Here is a 16,024-nt window from a genome sequence, read left to right on the forward strand (position 1 = left end):
GACTCCCACACTGTACTTGGAATTTCCAAGTACGCACTTGGAAATTCCAAGTGCAAGGCTAGAGTGGATACGTGCCACATCGAAGCTACGACCACTATTGCGCCGTGAGCCGCGCCCTCGACGTCGTCGGCGATCGATGGAGCTTGCTGCTGATCCGCGAATTGTCTTCGGGCCCACGTCGATACAGTGATCTGTTCGCAGACCTGCCCGGCATCAGTACTGACATCCTGGCCGCGCGACTCAAGGACCTCGAACGCGATGGCATCCTGACCCGGCAGCGAGTCGGTCCGCGGTCGAGCATGGTGCTTTATGAACTCACCCCCGCTGGAACGGCATTACGTCCCGTCCTCGACGCACTCTCGGTCTGGGGGACCCCACTGCTCAACCGACGCCGCTCGACCGACGCTGTGCGCGCCCACTGGCTCGCGTTGCCACTGGGACGTGCCATTGCCCAACATATTTCGTCGGGCACCGTCACAGTCCGGGTCGGCGACACCGTCTTTCATGTTGTCGCCGATCGTGCAGGCAGTGTCTCGCACCACGACGGCCCCGCCCTCGCCCCAGATCTCGACCTCGACCTCGACCTGGACACCGCCATAGCTGTGGCAAGTGGCGACCTTCCGCTGACCGCCGCAGCATCAGGTTTCGAATAGCCCATTGTGATTGGTGGCCAGATCTTCGTATGGGGGTGGGTGACCGTCGAACGCGACGGCGACGATCTCGTCGACGTTCCAGAGCATGTACTCCGCGCAGTTGCCAACCGCGCCGGACCCGATCCGATACGGGCGCGACACCGCCGACTTCGATATCGGCGAACCGCTGGGTTCGGTGGCGGATCGCCTCCGAGTCGATGACAACGGCATTCACTGGTGGCTTAGCCTGCGTTGTGAAGCGCTGTCAGCCAACCGGTTTGGACGACTGACCGACGCCCGCCACCCGGCATCACCGGACGGGATTTCCGTCGGCATCCTCGATCTTGTGTCACCTTCGCAGTGGACCTCTCGCGTACCCGCTCAGATCGGTCAACGGTGCACGCGATAGCGGAGGTGAAGCACCCGGTTGCCCTGAATCACCACGTCAGGCTCCTCGAACAGGTGCTGCGCGTGGACCGACCCGAAGAAGCGTTTGCCGGACCCGAACATGACCGGTACGACGTCCATGCGCACCTCGTCGACCAGGCCTGCGGCAAGCACCTGGCCACCGACGTCGCCGGCGGCGACCTCGACTATGCGCTCACCCGCAAGTTCCTGCGCCTTGGCCACGGCTGCCTCGACGCCGTCGACGAAGTGAAACGGCGCCTCGGGGTCCCAGCCCTCGGGTTTCGGCCGGTGCGTCACGACGACCACATGGTCGACCCCGGCCGGAGGTTTCCCGTCCCAGCCGTCAGTGATGTCGAAGACGTGGCGGCCGACGAGCGTCGCCCCGATCTGGTCCCAGTACGGCCGGGTGTAGTCGTAGGACGCCTGCGACACCTTCAGCTCGCCGCTCTCGTCCAACGGGACGTCGCCGCTGGACAGCCAGTCGAACAACGGTCCGGGCTGGTCATGCTCGTCCGCGACGAAGCCGTCCATCGACACCGAGCTGTACATGACCACCTTGCCCACGGGGGCCTCCTTTGCTTTGGGGTGGCCTCAAATTAGCGCGTCGTGGGCTGTCGCTCTTGTAAGAAATCAATCGGCCGGCAGCGGCCAGCTGTCCAGCACGTGGCCGGGATGTTCGCGCAAGAATCGCCGCCGGACTTCGAGGTACCGAGTCGGCGTGAGCCCGGTGAACGCCCGGAACTCGTGGCCGAAGTGGGCCTGGTCGAAGTAGCCTGCGCCGCCGGCGAGGTCACCCCAGTCGATCGGCCCGGCGGGGTCGATCGCGAACACGGTAGTGGCGAAGCGGTAGGTGCGGGCCAGCCGCTTCGGCGTGACGCCGATGAGCTCCTTGAACCGCTGTGCCAGATGAGTGTTGCTGACACCGGCTGCCACGCTCAGGTCGCCGATCGCCACCGCTCCGCTGGTCGCCGCGATGACGCTGCTCGTATGGCGGACCAGCCCCAGACCGGCGGTCTCGCACAGCCGCCGCATCAACTCCTCCTCGAGCAGCGCCAGCATCTTGTGCGGTCCGTCCGCCGTGGCCAGCCGGTCTCGCAGCTCGGCGACGGCGGGCCGGCCCCAAACCTGCTCTACCGTCACCGGCCGGTCACACAGCTCGGCCGCGGGCATCGACAGGAACGGCGCCAGCCCCCACGGCTTGAAGTGCACGCCGACGGACCGGGTCGGGAGTGGGTAGCCGAACTCCAACGCGTGGGTGGGCATGGTAACCACACAGCCGTCGGCGTAGTCGGACGTCTCGATGTCGGTGCCGGCGCGGATGCGGAACGGCGCCCCGAGGTTGACAATGAGCAACGCCGCGGGCATCGGCGGCAGCATCAGCCGGTCGTACGGCGGCGCACCCTCCAGGTAGTAAAGGTCGTCGATCAGCCCGTCCAGTGGCGGTCGCGGCACTCTGGACACGTACTCCACGTCCATAGCATCGCCGACGCCCGCCGACATCGCGCGCTGGGATGGTCCAGCCGCGCTGCCGCCAGGCATCGAGCCGACGCCGATCCCGGACGGGCGCCCGGCTGCGGACCTTTGCGGGGATAACGCGTGCTGCGTGCGAGATGGAGGATTCTCGGCCCTGCTACGCGGTTCGCAAACACCCTGAATTCAGCTAGTTATGGTGCGTCGAGCGGGCCGAGATGATCTCGGCCCGTTGATCTTTCCGGGAGTCACGTGGACGGACCGACCTGAGACCGGCAGCGGGTCTTGCCCGAGGAACTGGTGCCCGTTCACGGCGGACCGATACGAAGCACGGCGTCGGCGTCGGCGCCGGACGGGGCGGGGATGGGGAGCTGACCGTTACGTGCGATCGCATACTCGCTATCGGCTGCCCCCACCACAACGAGCACACTCGGCGAACCGACCCGAATGTCGATCGGAGTGCCAGGCGCCCAACCCAATGACGAGAGCACCGCGCGCTCGGCGAAGCGTCCGGCCCATAAACGGCCGGCACTCGGCCGGCACCGGTCGATGGCATCGGCTCCGGCCGACCACCGCGGAGCCCGAGAGGAGCATTACGTGGAACGAGAGTTGCTGGTGCCCGACTCGTCTCCGGCGCTGGAACGGTTCGCGGTGACCAGCAAACCGTGGGGAAATTGTGGGATGACAGCGAGACTGCGGTTGCGCCGGAACCGGTGAAGGTTCCGTGACATGATGAAAGCCCTGGCTGAAACGCTGCCAGGGCTTTGAAAAGGTGCGCCATCAGGGACTCGAACCCCGAACCCGCTGATTAAGAGTCAGCTGCTCTGCCAATTGAGCTAATGGCGCTTGCTCCGTGTTCCGGTGCGGGACAAACCTTAACAGGCCGAGGCGGCAGTTGTGAAATCGCCTGCTGACCGGGGGTGATGAGCGGGTTGGGTGGGTGTTAACGCGGAACCCGGCAGTTCGGATCTATCGGGTGTAACACGTCTGTGTCGACGCGGCATTTGCGTTGGTGCGAGCAGTTCGCGCTGGCAGAATGACCGAACGTGGTTTCGACCGCTTCGCGAGCACGCCGGGTTGCGCTGTAAGCGGTTGCGATCCGAAGCCATCGGTGTGCTTCTGGTGCGCCGGGACTTGAAACGGGGTTTGAGATGAGCGTTGGTCGAGGTCGGCGTCGGTGGATGCGACATATCACCGCACCTGTCGTCGTGTTCGGGGTGGCCGCGCTGGTGTTGTCGGGATGCTCGTCGTCGAAGGCGCCGGATGCGTCGTCGGTCGTTATCGACCGTAACCCACTGCTCGAGCTGATCAAGCCAAAGCTGTTGTCTCCCATCAAGGATGGCGATATCGGGGTGTCGCCGGGGGTGCCGCTGGCGTTCCGGGTGGAGGACGGCAGGTTCACCAACGTGTCGCTGGTGAACGCGCAGAACCAGCCGGTGGGCGGCAGGCTGGCCGCGGACGGGCAGTCGTGGGAGACCACGGAGGTGCTCGGGTACGGCAAGGTCTACCGGTTGCGGGCGGACGCGATCGGTCTCGGCGGTGTGAGCTCGGCGACGCTGGCCTTCACCACCAGCTCGCCGGACAGCCAGACCCATCCCTACCTGTTGCCGGGCGAGGGTGAGGTGGTCGGTATCGGTCAGCCGGTCGCGGTCTCGTTCGACGAGACCATTCCCGATCGCAGGGCGGCCCAGGATGCGATCAAGATCACCACGGAGCCGCCGGTGGAGGGCGCGTTCTACTGGGTGAACAATCGCGAGGTCCGGTGGCGTCCCGAGCACTTCTGGGCTCCTGGGACCAAGGTCACCATCGATGTGAATGTGTATGGCCGTGATCTCGGTAACGGACTGTTCGGCCAGGACAATCTGCAATCGTTCTTCACCGTCGGCGATGCCACGGTCTTCACCGCCGACGACAACACCAAAGAGGTGGTCGTCGAGCAGAACGGTCAGGTGGTGCGGACCATGCCCACTTCGATGGGCAAGGACAGCACGCCCACCGACAACGGCGTCTACATCGTCAGCGACCGGTTCGACAAGATCATCATGGATTCCTCGACGTACGGCGTGCCGGTGAGCTCGGCGGCCGGATACAAGACACCGGTCGACTACGCCACCCGAATCTCCTACAGCGGCATCTTCTTTCACTCCGCGCCGTGGTCGGTGGGGCAGCAGGGCTACAGCAATACCAGCCACGGTTGCCTGAACCTGAGCCCGGCGAACGCGCTGTGGGTCTATCAGAACGCCAAGCGCGGCGACGTCACCATCATCAAGAACACCGTCGGCGGAACCCTTTCCGGCGTAGACGGTTTGGGTGACTGGAACATCCCGTGGCCGGAGTGGCAGGCGGGCAACGCCGACCGGCGTTGAGCGACAACATAAAACGGGCCACCAGTGTGCGCAGGTGGCGCGTTCGTCGTCGCCGACGATGGCCATCGCGCTGCCGGTCGCGACGCACGCCGGCTTGCCGCCCGACCCACTCGACGCCGAGCCGGTGCCGACGAGCCCGCCCGCCGATCCACTCCACGCCGAGCCGGAGTCCGGCATCCCCGGCAGCCCGATACCGCGGCCGCGGTCCCGGTAGCTCCGGTGAGAAGGGTGGCGCCGAAGAAAGCTGTTCGTGATGCGCGGCCTGATCCAATGAAAAAGCCCAGGTTGGGGATTTCTCCGCAACCTGGGCCTCTCAGGGTGACCGACGGGACTCGAACCCGCGACAGCCAGGATCACAACCTGGTGCTCTACCAACTGAACTACGGTCACCATCACCGGCTGAACACCGGCGCCGTCGATATTAGCGCGTTACCCCTTCGTCTCCCTAATCGGTTTCCGACGCGCCGTTGACCTGGGCCGATGCGGCGGGTGTCGCGGCGTTGCTGATCTCGGCGGCGACTGCGGCGATCTCGGTGGTGGACGGTCCGGGGGGCGCGACGAAGGCGGTGCGGCGGTAGTACTCCAGCTCGCGGATGGATTCCTTGATGTCGGCGAGCGCGCGGTGGGCGAGGCCCTTCTCCGGCTGGCCGAAGTAGATGCGCGGGTACCAGCGGCGGCACAGCTCCTTGATCGAGCTCACGTCGATCATCCGGTAGTGCAGGTGGGCGTCGAGCGCGGGCATGTCGCGGGCCAGGAAGCCGCGGTCGGTGGCGATCGAGTTACCGGCCAGCGGCACGGTGCCCGGCGTCGGCACGTACTGCTTGATGTAGTCGAGCACCTGCTGCTCGGCGTCGGCCATGGTGACGGTGGAGCGGCGCACCTCTTCGGTCAGCCCGGAACGCGTGTGCATGTCGACGACGACCTGCGGCATGGCGGCCAGCGCGGCGTCGTCGGCGTGGATCACCACGTCGACGCCCTCGCCCATGATGTTGAGGTCGCTGTCGGTCACCAGCACAGCCACCTCGATCAGCTTGTCGCTGTCCAGGCGCAGGCCCGTCATTTCACAATCCATCCACACCACGTATTTATCTGACACGGCAGCAACATTAGCTCTGTTGGATTTGCGGCGCGGGTGGCGTTACGTGTTTGCGGCCCTCTTGCTGGGTCGCAGGGCCACGAGCGGCGTGCACGGGGATACAGTTTCTGCAGATCGGCACAGGCGTTTTCGGTACGACAGCAAACACTGCGTTAGCAGTTCGAGTCAGACCCAGACGGAGGACGTGCGATGACTACCCCTCAGGAGAAAGCGGCTGCGGCGCGTAAGGCCGCCGAGGACGCGGCAAAGGTCGCGGCGGAGGCAGCGGCTGCTGCGGAGGCCGCCGAGCGTGAGCTGGCCGAGCAGGAGGCAGGCGCGAGCGGGGCGCAGGCCAAGAAGAAGGCCGAGAGCGCCGCTGCCAAGGCGGACGAGGCCGCCGCTGCCGCCGCGGAAGCCGCGAGCAAGGCAGAGCAGAAAACCGCGGCCGCGGGCGAGGGCGGCAGCGGATCGGCTGCCGCGCAGGAGATCGCCGCCGGGTACGCGTTCGACGGGGTGGCATTGGAGCTGGGCACAGTCGTGGTCGACGGCGAGGTGGATTCCGCCGCGCGCGTGCGCATTCCGATGCGCACCATGAACCGGCACGGCCTGGTGGCCGGCGCGACCGGTACCGGTAAAACAAAGACACTGCAGGGCATTGCCGAACAGCTGTCTGCCGCAGGCGTTCCCGTGGTGCTCGCCGACATCAAGGGCGACCTGTCCGGTCTGTCGCAACCTGGCGCGGCCAACGACAAGCTGAGCGCCCGCGCCGCCGAAACCGGTGCCGAGGACTGGCAGCCGACCGGCTTCCCGACCGAATTCGTGTCGCTCGGCACCAATGGCATCGGCGTCCCGATCCGCGCGACCATCACCTCGTTCGGCCCGGTGCTGCTCAGTAAGGTGCTCGGTCTCAACGAGACTCAGGAATCCACCCTCGGCCTGATCTTCCACTGGGCGGACAAGAACGGCCTCGCGCTGCTCGACCTCAAGGACCTGCGCGCGGTGATCACGCACCTCACCAGCGCCGAGGGCAAGGAGGACCTGAAGGGCATCGGTGGCGTCTCCGCGGCCACCGCGGGCGTCATCCTGCGATCGCTGGTGAACCTGGAGGCCGACGGCGGTGACACGTTCTTCGGTGAGCCGGAACTGGATCCGAGCGATCTGGTGCGCGTCGCGGGCGGCCAGGGCGTCATCACCCTGTTCGAGCTCGGCGCGCAGGCGGCGCGGCCGGTGATGTTCTCCACCTTCCTGATGTGGGTGCTCGCCGACCTGTTTCAGACGCTGCCCGAGGTGGGCGATGTGGACAAGCCCAAGCTGGTCTTCATCTTCGACGAGGCGCACCTGCTGTTCGCGGACGCGTCGAAGGCGTTCCTTGACCAGGTGGAGCAGACCGTCAAGCTGATCCGCTCCAAGGGCGTCGGCGTGTTCTTCTGCACCCAGCTGCCCACCGACATCCCGAATCCGGTGCTGTCCCAACTGGGTGCACGCATCCAGCACGCGCTGCGTGCCTTCACCCCGGACGACCAGAAGGCGCTGTCCAAGACGGTGCGCACCTACCCGAAGACCAGCACCTACGACCTGGAGAAGGCGCTCACGTCGCTCGGCACCGGTGAGGCCGTGGTGACGGTGCTTTCGGAGAAGGGCGCGCCGACTCCGGTGGCGTGGACCAGGATTCAGCCGCCGCGGTCGCTGATGGACACGATCGGCGATGATGCGATCAAGTCGCGGGCGCTGTCGAGTTCGTTGCACAGCAAGTACGGCCAGACTATCGACAGGGAGTCGGCTTACGAGATCCTGGCGGCGAAAGTCGCTGCGGCGGACCAGGCTCCGCAGTCCGCTCCGGCTCCGGGTCGGTCGCCGAAGGAAGAGGACACCACCGCCGAGCGCATCATGAAGAACCCTGCGGTCAAGAGCTTCCTGCGCTCCGCGGCGACCGCGGCGGGCCGGGAGATCAGCCGCAGCATCTTCGGCACGCGAAAGCGCTGACAGCCGCACGGTTCTCGATTTCCCGCATCTGAAATCGCATGCAATTCCCGGTGCGGGGAATCAGAGAGCGTGCGGCGGTCAGCTCGCGTCGCGGTCGAGCAGGGTCGGCTCGCGCCGCACGAGCTGCGCGTAGTGGCCCTCGCGGACCGCGATGACGCGGGTGCGCGGGGACCCGTGCTGGTAGGCGCCGGTGCACGGCACGGCGAGCAGCTCGCCCGGTCGCAGGTCGGCGGGCAGCCTGGCGTCCGTGGCGAGGATGATATCGCCCGCCCGGCCTGCGACTGTCGCGGTCACCAGCGGGCCGCCCGCCCGCCGATTCGCCACCACCACGCCTGCGAAAGTGCCTGTCCTGGTGCGGGTCTCACTGTCGATGACGACGGAGACGTGCCCGCCGTCGCTGTACTTGACCGACAGCACCCGATACAGCGTCACCCCGGCCCGCGCCACGATCCCGCGGCCTGGTTCGAGCGCGATATTCGGTCGCGGGAAGTGCTGACGGGCGCAGGCCGCGTCGAGGGCGTCCTCGATGATGGCGGACAGTTCGGTGAGGTTCATTTCGGCGTCGCCGTTGCGGTAGGCGATCGCGTGCCCGCCGCCGAGATCGAGATCGGTCAGGATGCGGTCGTGATCGTGCCGTACCAGTGCCATCTCGGCGACCATCCGGCGGATGGCTTCGCCGTAGTGATCGGGGTTGTAGATCTGCGAGCCGAGGTGGCAGTGCAGGCCGATCAGATCGAGCATCGGCGTGCCCAATACCCGTGCCACGGCCGCGGCGGTGGCCGCGCCGAGCGGGAAGCCTGCGGGGTTGTCCGGCGCCGAGTCCTGGTCGATGCCGGGCACAACCCGTAACAGCACGCGCTGCGGTCGGGCGGCAGCGGCGGCGAGCAGGTCGATCTCGGCGAGCGAGCCGACCACGATCCGGCCGACCCGCCTGGCGACCGCGACCTCTAGGGTCTCGCGGGATACGCCATTGGCGTGCAGGATGATTCGCTTCGGGTCGACTCCCGCGTCGAACGCGGCGATCAGCTCGCCCGCCGAGCACACGACCACCGAGAGCCCCTCATTGGTGATCCAATCGGCTACCGCGCCGATCAGCAAGGCCGTTGCGGCGTAGGCGATCTCGGCCTCAGGAAAGGCTTTGCGATACGCGCGGCAGCGCTGTCGCACCTCACGCTCGTCGAGCACTCGCGCGGCGGTGCCGTAGGTTTCGGCGATGTCGGCCAGCGCGACGCCACCGACGACGATCCTGCCCTCGGCGTTATAGCGCGCGTCGGAGGGCCATACCGCGGAATCCAGGTGCGCGGCCGTTTCCGACCGCGTCGGCGCGAAGAAGTCCACAAGCGTCACGGGTGCTCTCCTGATCCGCTCCCCGCTTTCTCCATCTGCGGGGCCTACCAAGACCTACGCCGCCAGACCTGGCGCGGGAAGGCTGCTTAGCGCAACGTTGACCACCCCCGACCTGATCTTGACGAATCGCTGACACGCCCGACCGCGCGGCCGGAACTGCCGCGCGGTCCGGGGTGTCTCGGTCAGCTCAGCAGCCGACGTCGCGGCACATCAGGTCCGCGATGGTCTCCCGGCGCACCAGTTCCCGGCACTGCCCGTGCCGCACCGCGACGATCGGCGGGCGGCCGACGCTGTTGTACGACGAGGCCAGGCTGTGGTGGTAGGCGCCCGTGCACGGCACCGCGAGCACCTCGCCGGGCCGCAGGTCCACCGGCAGCTGCACGTCGGTGGCCAGGATGTCGCCCGCCTCGCAGAAGCGGCCTGCGACGGTCGCGGTCATGCTCGCGCAGGTGGGGTGCCGGTTCGCGACGACGACGCTGTAGCGCGCGCCGTACAGCGCGACGCGCGGGTTGTCGCTCATCCCGCCGTCGACGGTGACATAGGTGTGGCCGCCCTCGATGTGCTTGACCGACAGCACCCGGTACAGCGTCACGCCCGCGTGCGCGACGATGGCCCGGCCCGGCTCGAGCGAGATGGTCGGGCGCGGGAAATGCTGTCGCGCGCAGGCCGCGTCGAGCGCGTCCTCGATGATGGCGGCGAGTTCGGTGAGGTTCATCTCGCTGTCGCCGGTGCGATAGGCGACCGCGTGACCGCCGCCGAGATCGAGCTCGGTGAGCAGGTGGCCGTGGTCCTGCCGGACCCGCGCCATCTCGGCGACCACCCGGCGCACCGCCTCGCCGTAATAGTCCGGGTCGCTGATCTGCGAGCCGAGGTGGCAGTGGAAGCCGACCAGGTTGAGCTTCGGTTGACGCAGAATCCGGGCCACCGCCTCCGCGGCCGTGTCGCCGCCGAGCGGGAAACCGAACTTCTGATCGGTGACGCCGGTGCGCACCGCGGGGTGCCCGTGCACGTCGATGCCGGGGGACAGGCGAAGCAGCACATTCTGCGAGTCGGTGACCAGCGCCGAGAGCAGGGTGATCTCGGCCAGCGAGTCGACCACGATCCGGCCGACGCCGGCCTTGATCGCGGCGGTGAGTTCATCGAACGATTTTCCGTTGCCGTGCATGATGATTCGGCGCGGGGCGACGCCGGCGGCCAGCGCGATAGCCAGCTCACCGGACGAGCACACGTCCACCGAAAGCCCCTCCTGGGCAACCCAGTTGGCGACCGCGCGGATCATCAATGCCTTACCCGCGTAGATGATTTCGGCCTCGGGGAAAGCCTTGCGGTAGGCCCGGCAGTGCTCCCTGACCTCGCGCTCGTCCAGGACATAGGTCGGAGTGCCGTACTGATCCGCGATGTCGGCCAGGGCTACCCCGCCGATCGTGATCCGGCCCGCGTCGTCGTAATGCGTGTCGCGCGGCCATACGGCCGAGTCGAGGCGTGAGGGCATCCCCGACTTCAGCGACGGGAAGATTTCCAGCAGCGTCACGGTGTCTCCTGTGTGCGCCCCCGCTATTCCGTATGCGGGGCCGTTGTCAGGACTACGCCGCTTTCCTCTTGGGCAAACGTTCAGCTTACGGGTGCTTGACGACCGGGAGCCCGATCTTGACGGATCCCTGACCCCGCGGTGACGGGGGTCTCCCTAGCCGCCGAGCTTTTTGTAGAAGGCGCCCGCGATCGGCGCGGTCATCGCACGCGGACCGTACTGGCCTGCCACGCTCATCCCCTTGCTGATCAGGCCGGGAACTATGCGCATCTTGTTGCGGGCCAGCGCGTCGATGGACACCTTCGCGGTGTACTCCGAGGACACCCACATGAAGTCGGGCACCAGCCGGTCGACGATCGACGCCTCGGCCGGATCCGGCACATCGGTGCGTACCGGGCCCGGTGCCAGCAGGGTGACGTTGACGCCGGATCCTTTCAACTCGCCTCGAAGCGATTCGGAGAAGGTGTTGGCGAACGCCTTGCTTGCCGCGTAGGTGGCGTTGTTGGGAATAGGCATGTTCCCCGCCGCCGATCCGCTGATCAGGATGCCGCCACCCTTGCGCGCGATCATCCCCGGCAGCACAGCAAGCGTAAGATCGTGCACCGCAACGGCATTCAGCTCCATCTGGGCACGCTCGTAACTCAGGTCCAACTCGGCGACCGCTCCGAACGTGGCGATCCCCGCGTTGTTGCACAGAATCGCGATGTCGCGCGCCGACAGCTCCTCCACCAGTGCCGCACGCTGGGTCCGATCAGCGAGGTCCACCGCCCGCACCTCGGCGGCGATCCCATGCGCCAGGGTCAACCGCTGCGCCAACTCGGTGAGCACCTCACCGCGCCGGGCAACCAGGATCAACGAATAGCCGCGCGCGGCGAGTTCAGCGGCCAGCGCGGTGCCGATGCCGGAGGAGGCGCCGGTAACCACCGCGCGGTTCTCGGAAGTAGGGGAGGGCAAGCTCACGCGAGGAGCCTATGCGATGCGGCCACGTCACTGGGCACGCCCGTCACGGAGTCCGGAGATGACGAGGGGGAAGTGGTGCTGGTAACGCGCGGGAGCGAATTGCACCAGTTCCCCCTCGATCATTTAGTCGGGGTGGGGGCTGCGGCGATCTCGGTGGGGTCGGGCGAGCGGACCGGGAGTAGGGCGAGCAGGCCGAGGGCGAGGACCAGGATGATGCCGATGATGCCTGCGCGGTCGTTGTCGAAGAACCAGACGAAGAGGCCGAAGAAGGTGGGGGCCAGGAAGGAGACGGCGCGGCCGGTGGTGGTGTAGAGGCCGAAGAGCTGGCCTTCGCGGCCGGGTGGGGCGAGGCGGGCGAGGAAGGAGCGGGCGGCGGATTGGGCCGGGCCGACGAAGACGGTGAGCAGCAGGCCGAAGATCCAGAACATCCGTGGGCCGGAGACGACGAGCAGGGCGAGGCCGCAGACGATCATCGAGACGAGCGAGACCACGATGACGATCTTCGGGCCGCCGCGGTCGTCGAAGCGGCCCGCGACGATCGCGCCAAGTGCGGCAACGACATTGGCGGCGATGCCGAACAGCAGCACGTCGGAATCGGCGATGCCGTATACCCGAACCGCAAGTACCGCACCGAAAGTGAACACCCCGGCGAGTCCGTCGCGGAAGATCGCGCTGGCGATCAGGAAGCCTGCCGTGCGCCGATCGGCTGCCCACAGCTCGCGCAGATCGCGGGCAAGCACTCGATAGGACCTGAAGAACCCGGCGTTGGCCGCGCCGGGATCGGCGTCGGTGCGCGGCAATTCGGGCACCGCGAACAGCACCGGCAGCGCGAACGCGGCGAACCAGACCGCCGCGACGATGGCTACCAGGCGGATATTGAGCCCGTCGTCGGTGGGGATGCCGAGCAGTCCTCGACTGTCACCGCTGCCGGAGATGAAGCCGAAGTAGCAGATCAGCAGTAAGAAGATGCCGCCGAAATAACCCATCGCCCAGCCAAATCCGGACACCCGGCCGACCGTCGCCGGTGTCGACACCTGCCGCAGCATGGCGTTGTATGGCACGCTGGCCAGCTCGAAGAACGCCGAGCCGAACCCCAGCAGCACCAGCCCGAGCCACAGATAGTGGTAGTCGTCGTGCACGAAGAACATCAGCGTCATCGACCCGATGCAGAGCCCGGTCAAAACGGCAAGGGAGCGTTTACGTTTCGCGGACGCGTCGAACCGTTGCCCGCTGACCGGCGCCGTCACCGCGACCACCAGGCCCGCGAGCCCCAGTGCCCACCCCAGCCAGGCACTCGGCGAGATCCCGCCCGGCAGATCGTCACCGACCTTGTCAGTCAGATACACCGAGAACACGAACGTCAGAATCACCGCGTTGAACGCCGAGGACCCCCAGTCCCAGAACCCCCACGCCAGCACGTGCCCGCGCCCGGCCGCCTGCCCCACCGTCGCCCGCGCGTCCACCTCACTCATGACTGCTCCTCGCCGGCGCCGCTATCCGCGCGATAACTCGCATCGCTCACTCATTGCCGCGCAGCCTAGTGCGATTTCGCCCACACAACGGGGGCAACACCCGACACCAAACCCAAGGTATGCACTCAGTTGCATAGTACCGTGTGTCACGGCTACTCTGGCCGCATGGCCCTCGAGCACGCGTTGCTGGTTTCGCTGACCGAGCGGGCCGGCTCGGGGTATGAGCTGGCCCGCCGCTTCGACAAGTCCATCGGGTATTTCTGGAGCGCGACGCATCAGCAGATCTACCGGGTGCTCAAGCGCATGGAGGAATCCGGCTGGCTGAACAGCGAGTCGGTGGCGCAGGAGGGCAGGCCCGACAAGAAGGTGTACGCGGTGAGCGCGGCGGGCCGCGCCGAGCTGGCCCGCTGGATCGCCGAACCGTCCGACACCAGCACCCCGCGCAACGAACTCGCGGTCAAGATCCGCGCCGCGGCGTACGGCGATATCGGCGCGCTGCGCGCCGAGGTCGCCCGGCATCGCGACGAACATTCCAAGCGCCTCGAGGTGTATCACCTCATCGAGAAACACGACTTTCCGGCACCGGATCAGCTCTCCGGTACGGCTCTGCACCAGTACCTCGTCCTGCGCGCGGGCGTCCGCGTGGAGGCGGGGTTCGTCGAATGGTGCGACGAAGTTCTACACGCCCTGCACCCGCGCGCGACAGCCCCGCGCGCGGATTGACCAACGGAGAAAGGTGAGACTCGCCGATGAGCGCCTACCCTCATTTATTCGAGCCTCTTGATCTAGGCCACACCACCCTGCGTAATCGCGTGGTGATGGGGTCGATGCACACCGGTCTGGAAGACCGCGCCTGGGATACGAACAGGCTGGCCGCCTACTTCGCCGAACGTGCCCGCGGCGGTGTCGGTCTCATCATCACCGGCGGTTACGCGCCCAACCGCACCGGCTGGCTGCTGCCGTTCGGTGCCAAGCTGACCAACAAGTCCGAGGCCTACCGGCATCGCGCGATCACCAAGGCGGTGCACAAGGAGGGCGGCAAGATCGCCATCCAGATCCTGCACGCAGGCCGCTACTCGTACATGCCGGGCAGCGTTTCCGCGTCGTCGATCAAGGCGCCGATCAACCCGTTCCGGCCGCGCAAGCTCTCGGCCAAGGGGGTCGAGCAGACCATCGACGATTACGCGCGCTGCGCCAAGCTTGCCCAGTTCGCCGGGTACGACGGCTGCGAAATCATGGGTGGTGAAGGCTATTTCATCAACCAGTTCCTCGCGCCGCGCACCAACAAGCGCACCGACAAGTGGGGCGGCTCGCCGGAGAACCGGCGCCGCATCGCGGTGGAGATCGTGCGCCGCACCCGCGCCGCGGTCGGCCCGGACTTCATCATCGTGTTCCGGCTGTCCATGGCCGAGCTGGTCGAGAAGGGTCAGACGTTCGACGAGATCGTCGCGCTGGCAAAGGAACTCGAAGCCGCGGGCGCGGACATCCTGAACACCGACATCGGCTGGCACGAGGCGCGGGTACCCACCATCGTGACCTCGGTGCCGCGCGCGGCTTTCGTCGAGTTCACCGCGAAAATCACCGAGCAGGTGAACATTCCGGTCTGCGCGTCCAACCGGATCAACATGCCGGAGATCGCCGAGGAGATCCTGACTCGCGGTGACGCGCAACTGGTTTCGCTGGCTCGCCCGTTCCTCACCGACCCCGAGTGGGTCAACAAGGCCAAGCAAGACCGGGTCGACGAGATCAACACCTGCATCGCCTGCAACCAGGCCTGCCTTGACCACGCCTTCGTGCACAAGACCGTGTCCTGTCTGCTGAACCCGCGCGCCGGACACGAGACCGAGCTGAAGCTGCTGCCCACCCGGCGCACCAAGCGGGTCGCGGTGGTCGGCGCTGGCCCGGCCGGGCTGTCCGCGGCGGTGAACCTCGCCGAGCGCGGGCACCACGTCGATCTGTTCGAGGCCGACGACAAAATCGGCGGCCAGTTCGACATCGCCCGCCGCATTCCGGGCAAGGAAGAATTCAACGAGTCGATCCGGTACTACCGCCGCAAGCTCGAAATCACCGGTGTGACGGTGCATTTGAACAAGCGGGTGACCGCCGCCGAACTCATCGCAGCCCGCTACGACGAGGTGGTGCTCGCCACCGGCGTGAAGCCGCGCATCCCGAACATCCCCGGCATCGACCACCCGATGGTGCTGTCCTACGCCGAGCTGGTCCGCGAGGAGCGCCCGGTCGGCAAGCGCGTCGCGGTGATCGGCGCGGGTGGCATCGGCTACGACGTCAGCGAATTCCTCACCGTCGAAGGACATCCCACGCTCAAGCTCGACGAGTGGAAGGAAGAGTGGGGCGTCACCGCCGAGGACGAGCAGGTGCGCGGTCAGCTCACCAAGCCGAAGCCGTCGCCCGCCGCCCGCGAAGTCGTGCTGCTGCAACGCAAGTCGACCCCGTTCGGCAAGGACCTCGGCAAGACCACCGGCTGGGTCCACCGCGCCGCACTGAAGGCCAAGGGCGTCGATCACATCGGCGGCGTGAACTACGAGCGCATCGACGACAACGGCCTGCACATCAGCTTCGGCGAGAAACGCCAACGCCCGCAACTGATCCCGGTCGACAACGTGATCATCTGCGCAGGCCAGGAATCCGTCCGCGACCTGGAGGACGAACTGCGCGCCGCGGGCATGAACCTGTACCTCATCGGCGGCGCCGAGCTCGCCGCCGAGCTGGACGCCAAGCGCGCCATCGACCAAGGCACCCGTCTGGCCGCCCGCCTCTGACAC

14 protein-coding genes and 2 tRNA genes are annotated in these 16,024 nt (G+C 66.9%); 6 read left to right on the forward strand and 10 right to left on the reverse strand.

The window, feature by feature from the left end:
* The first annotated feature begins 71 nt into the window (after positions 1-71).
* The gene (locus tag ACIA8C_RS04315; RefSeq protein WP_397130807.1) at positions 72-653 is read left to right on the forward strand and encodes a winged helix-turn-helix transcriptional regulator; all 582 of its coding nucleotides are present in this window, start codon (positions 72-74) and stop codon (positions 651-653) included.
* Here the strand turns inward: ACIA8C_RS04315 and ACIA8C_RS04320 are convergent.
* The 4 genes from ACIA8C_RS04320 to ACIA8C_RS04335 form a co-directional block, all read right to left on the reverse strand.
* The gene (locus ACIA8C_RS04320) at positions 639-794 is read right to left on the reverse strand and encodes a hypothetical protein (protein ID WP_397130808.1); all 156 of its coding nucleotides are present in this window, start codon (positions 792-794) and stop codon (positions 639-641) included. The two genes, ACIA8C_RS04315 and ACIA8C_RS04320, sit on opposite strands and share 15 nt — an antisense overlap.
* A 228-nt stretch (positions 795-1,022) precedes the next feature.
* Positions 1,023-1,604, reverse strand: a complete 582-nt coding sequence (locus ACIA8C_RS04325) for a dihydrofolate reductase family protein (RefSeq protein WP_397130809.1) — start codon at positions 1,602-1,604, stop codon at positions 1,023-1,025.
* A 66-nt stretch (positions 1,605-1,670) separates the two neighbouring features.
* Positions 1,671-2,579 (reverse strand): helix-turn-helix domain-containing protein, encoded by a 909-nt coding sequence (locus tag ACIA8C_RS04330; RefSeq protein WP_397130810.1) that lies wholly within the window; start codon positions 2,577-2,579, stop codon positions 1,671-1,673.
* A 704-nt stretch (positions 2,580-3,283) separates the two neighbouring features.
* Positions 3,284-3,356 (reverse strand) — tRNA-Lys (locus tag ACIA8C_RS04335).
* A gap of 305 nt (positions 3,357-3,661) precedes the next feature.
* Between ACIA8C_RS04335 and ACIA8C_RS04340 the strand changes: the two genes are divergently transcribed.
* A complete protein-coding gene (locus ACIA8C_RS04340) occupies positions 3,662-4,876 on the forward strand; it encodes an Ig-like domain-containing protein (protein WP_397130811.1) in 1,215 nt (404 codons plus the stop codon).
* A 34-nt stretch (positions 4,877-4,910) separates the two neighbouring features.
* Positions 4,911-5,090, forward strand: a complete 180-nt coding sequence (locus tag ACIA8C_RS04345) for a hypothetical protein (protein ID WP_397130812.1) — start codon at positions 4,911-4,913, stop codon at positions 5,088-5,090.
* A gap of 103 nt (positions 5,091-5,193) precedes the next feature.
* On the opposite strand, the gene ACIA8C_RS04350 is transcribed toward ACIA8C_RS04345, so the two are convergent.
* Both ACIA8C_RS04350 and orn read right to left on the reverse strand, forming a co-directional pair.
* Positions 5,194-5,266 (reverse strand) — tRNA-His (locus ACIA8C_RS04350).
* A 55-nt stretch (positions 5,267-5,321) separates the two neighbouring features.
* Positions 5,322-5,972 (reverse strand): oligoribonuclease, encoded by a 651-nt coding sequence (orn, locus tag ACIA8C_RS04355; protein WP_397130813.1) that lies wholly within the window; start codon positions 5,970-5,972, stop codon positions 5,322-5,324.
* Positions 5,973-6,161: 189 nt separating this feature from the next.
* Between orn and ACIA8C_RS04360 the strand changes: the two genes are divergently transcribed.
* Positions 6,162-7,934 (forward strand): helicase HerA-like domain-containing protein, encoded by a 1,773-nt coding sequence (locus ACIA8C_RS04360; RefSeq protein ID WP_397130814.1) that lies wholly within the window; start codon positions 6,162-6,164, stop codon positions 7,932-7,934.
* 78 nt (positions 7,935-8,012) lie between these two features.
* Here the strand turns inward: ACIA8C_RS04360 and ACIA8C_RS04365 are convergent, their stop codons facing one another.
* The 4 genes from ACIA8C_RS04365 to ACIA8C_RS04380 all read right to left on the reverse strand — a co-directional run bounded on the left by ACIA8C_RS04365 (position 8,013) and on the right by ACIA8C_RS04380 (position 13,241).
* Positions 8,013-9,281 (reverse strand): diaminopimelate decarboxylase family protein, encoded by a 1,269-nt coding sequence (locus ACIA8C_RS04365; RefSeq protein WP_397130815.1) that lies wholly within the window; start codon positions 9,279-9,281, stop codon positions 8,013-8,015.
* 187 nt (positions 9,282-9,468) lie between these two features.
* Positions 9,469-10,812, reverse strand: a complete 1,344-nt coding sequence (gene lysA / locus ACIA8C_RS04370) for a diaminopimelate decarboxylase (protein WP_397130816.1) — start codon at positions 10,810-10,812, stop codon at positions 9,469-9,471.
* Between the two features lie 153 nt (positions 10,813-10,965).
* Positions 10,966-11,769 (reverse strand): mycolate reductase, encoded by an 804-nt coding sequence (cmrA, locus tag ACIA8C_RS04375; RefSeq protein ID WP_397130817.1) that lies wholly within the window; start codon positions 11,767-11,769, stop codon positions 10,966-10,968.
* Positions 11,770-11,888: 119 nt separating this feature from the next.
* Complete coding sequence (locus ACIA8C_RS04380) at positions 11,889-13,241, reverse strand: MFS transporter (RefSeq protein ID WP_397130818.1); 1,353 nt, start codon at positions 13,239-13,241, stop codon at positions 11,889-11,891.
* 165 nt (positions 13,242-13,406) lie between these two features.
* On the opposite strand from ACIA8C_RS04380, the gene ACIA8C_RS04385 reads away from it, so the two are divergent.
* Complete coding sequence (locus ACIA8C_RS04385; RefSeq protein WP_397130819.1) at positions 13,407-13,964, forward strand: PadR family transcriptional regulator; 558 nt, start codon at positions 13,407-13,409, stop codon at positions 13,962-13,964.
* A gap of 26 nt (positions 13,965-13,990) precedes the next feature.
* The gene (locus tag ACIA8C_RS04390; RefSeq protein ID WP_397130820.1) at positions 13,991-16,021 is read left to right on the forward strand and encodes an FAD-dependent oxidoreductase; all 2,031 of its coding nucleotides are present in this window, start codon (positions 13,991-13,993) and stop codon (positions 16,019-16,021) included.
* Positions 16,022-16,024: the final 3 nt, after the last annotated feature.

Origin of the sequence: Nocardia sp. NPDC051321 (genome assembly GCF_044455225.1) — a bacterium.
Taxonomy (GTDB): domain Bacteria; phylum Actinomycetota; class Actinomycetes; order Mycobacteriales; family Mycobacteriaceae; genus Nocardia.

Coding starts and splice junctions, on each gene's coding strand:
- ACIA8C_RS04330 (WP_397130810.1), bottom strand. CDS start 2,579: ATGCCTGGCGGCAGCGCGGCTGGACCATCCCAGCGCGCGATGTCGGCG.
- ACIA8C_RS04340 (WP_397130811.1), top strand. CDS start 3,662: ATGAGCGTTGGTCGAGGTCGGCGTCGGTGGATGCGACATATCACCGCA.
- ACIA8C_RS04360 (WP_397130814.1), top strand. CDS start 6,162: ATGACTACCCCTCAGGAGAAAGCGGCTGCGGCGCGTAAGGCCGCCGAG.
- ACIA8C_RS04380 (WP_397130818.1), bottom strand. CDS start 13,241: ATGAGTGAGGTGGACGCGCGGGCGACGGTGGGGCAGGCGGCCGGGCGC.
- ACIA8C_RS04385 (WP_397130819.1), top strand. CDS start 13,407: ATGGCCCTCGAGCACGCGTTGCTGGTTTCGCTGACCGAGCGGGCCGGC.
- ACIA8C_RS04390 (WP_397130820.1), top strand. CDS start 13,991: ATGAGCGCCTACCCTCATTTATTCGAGCCTCTTGATCTAGGCCACACC.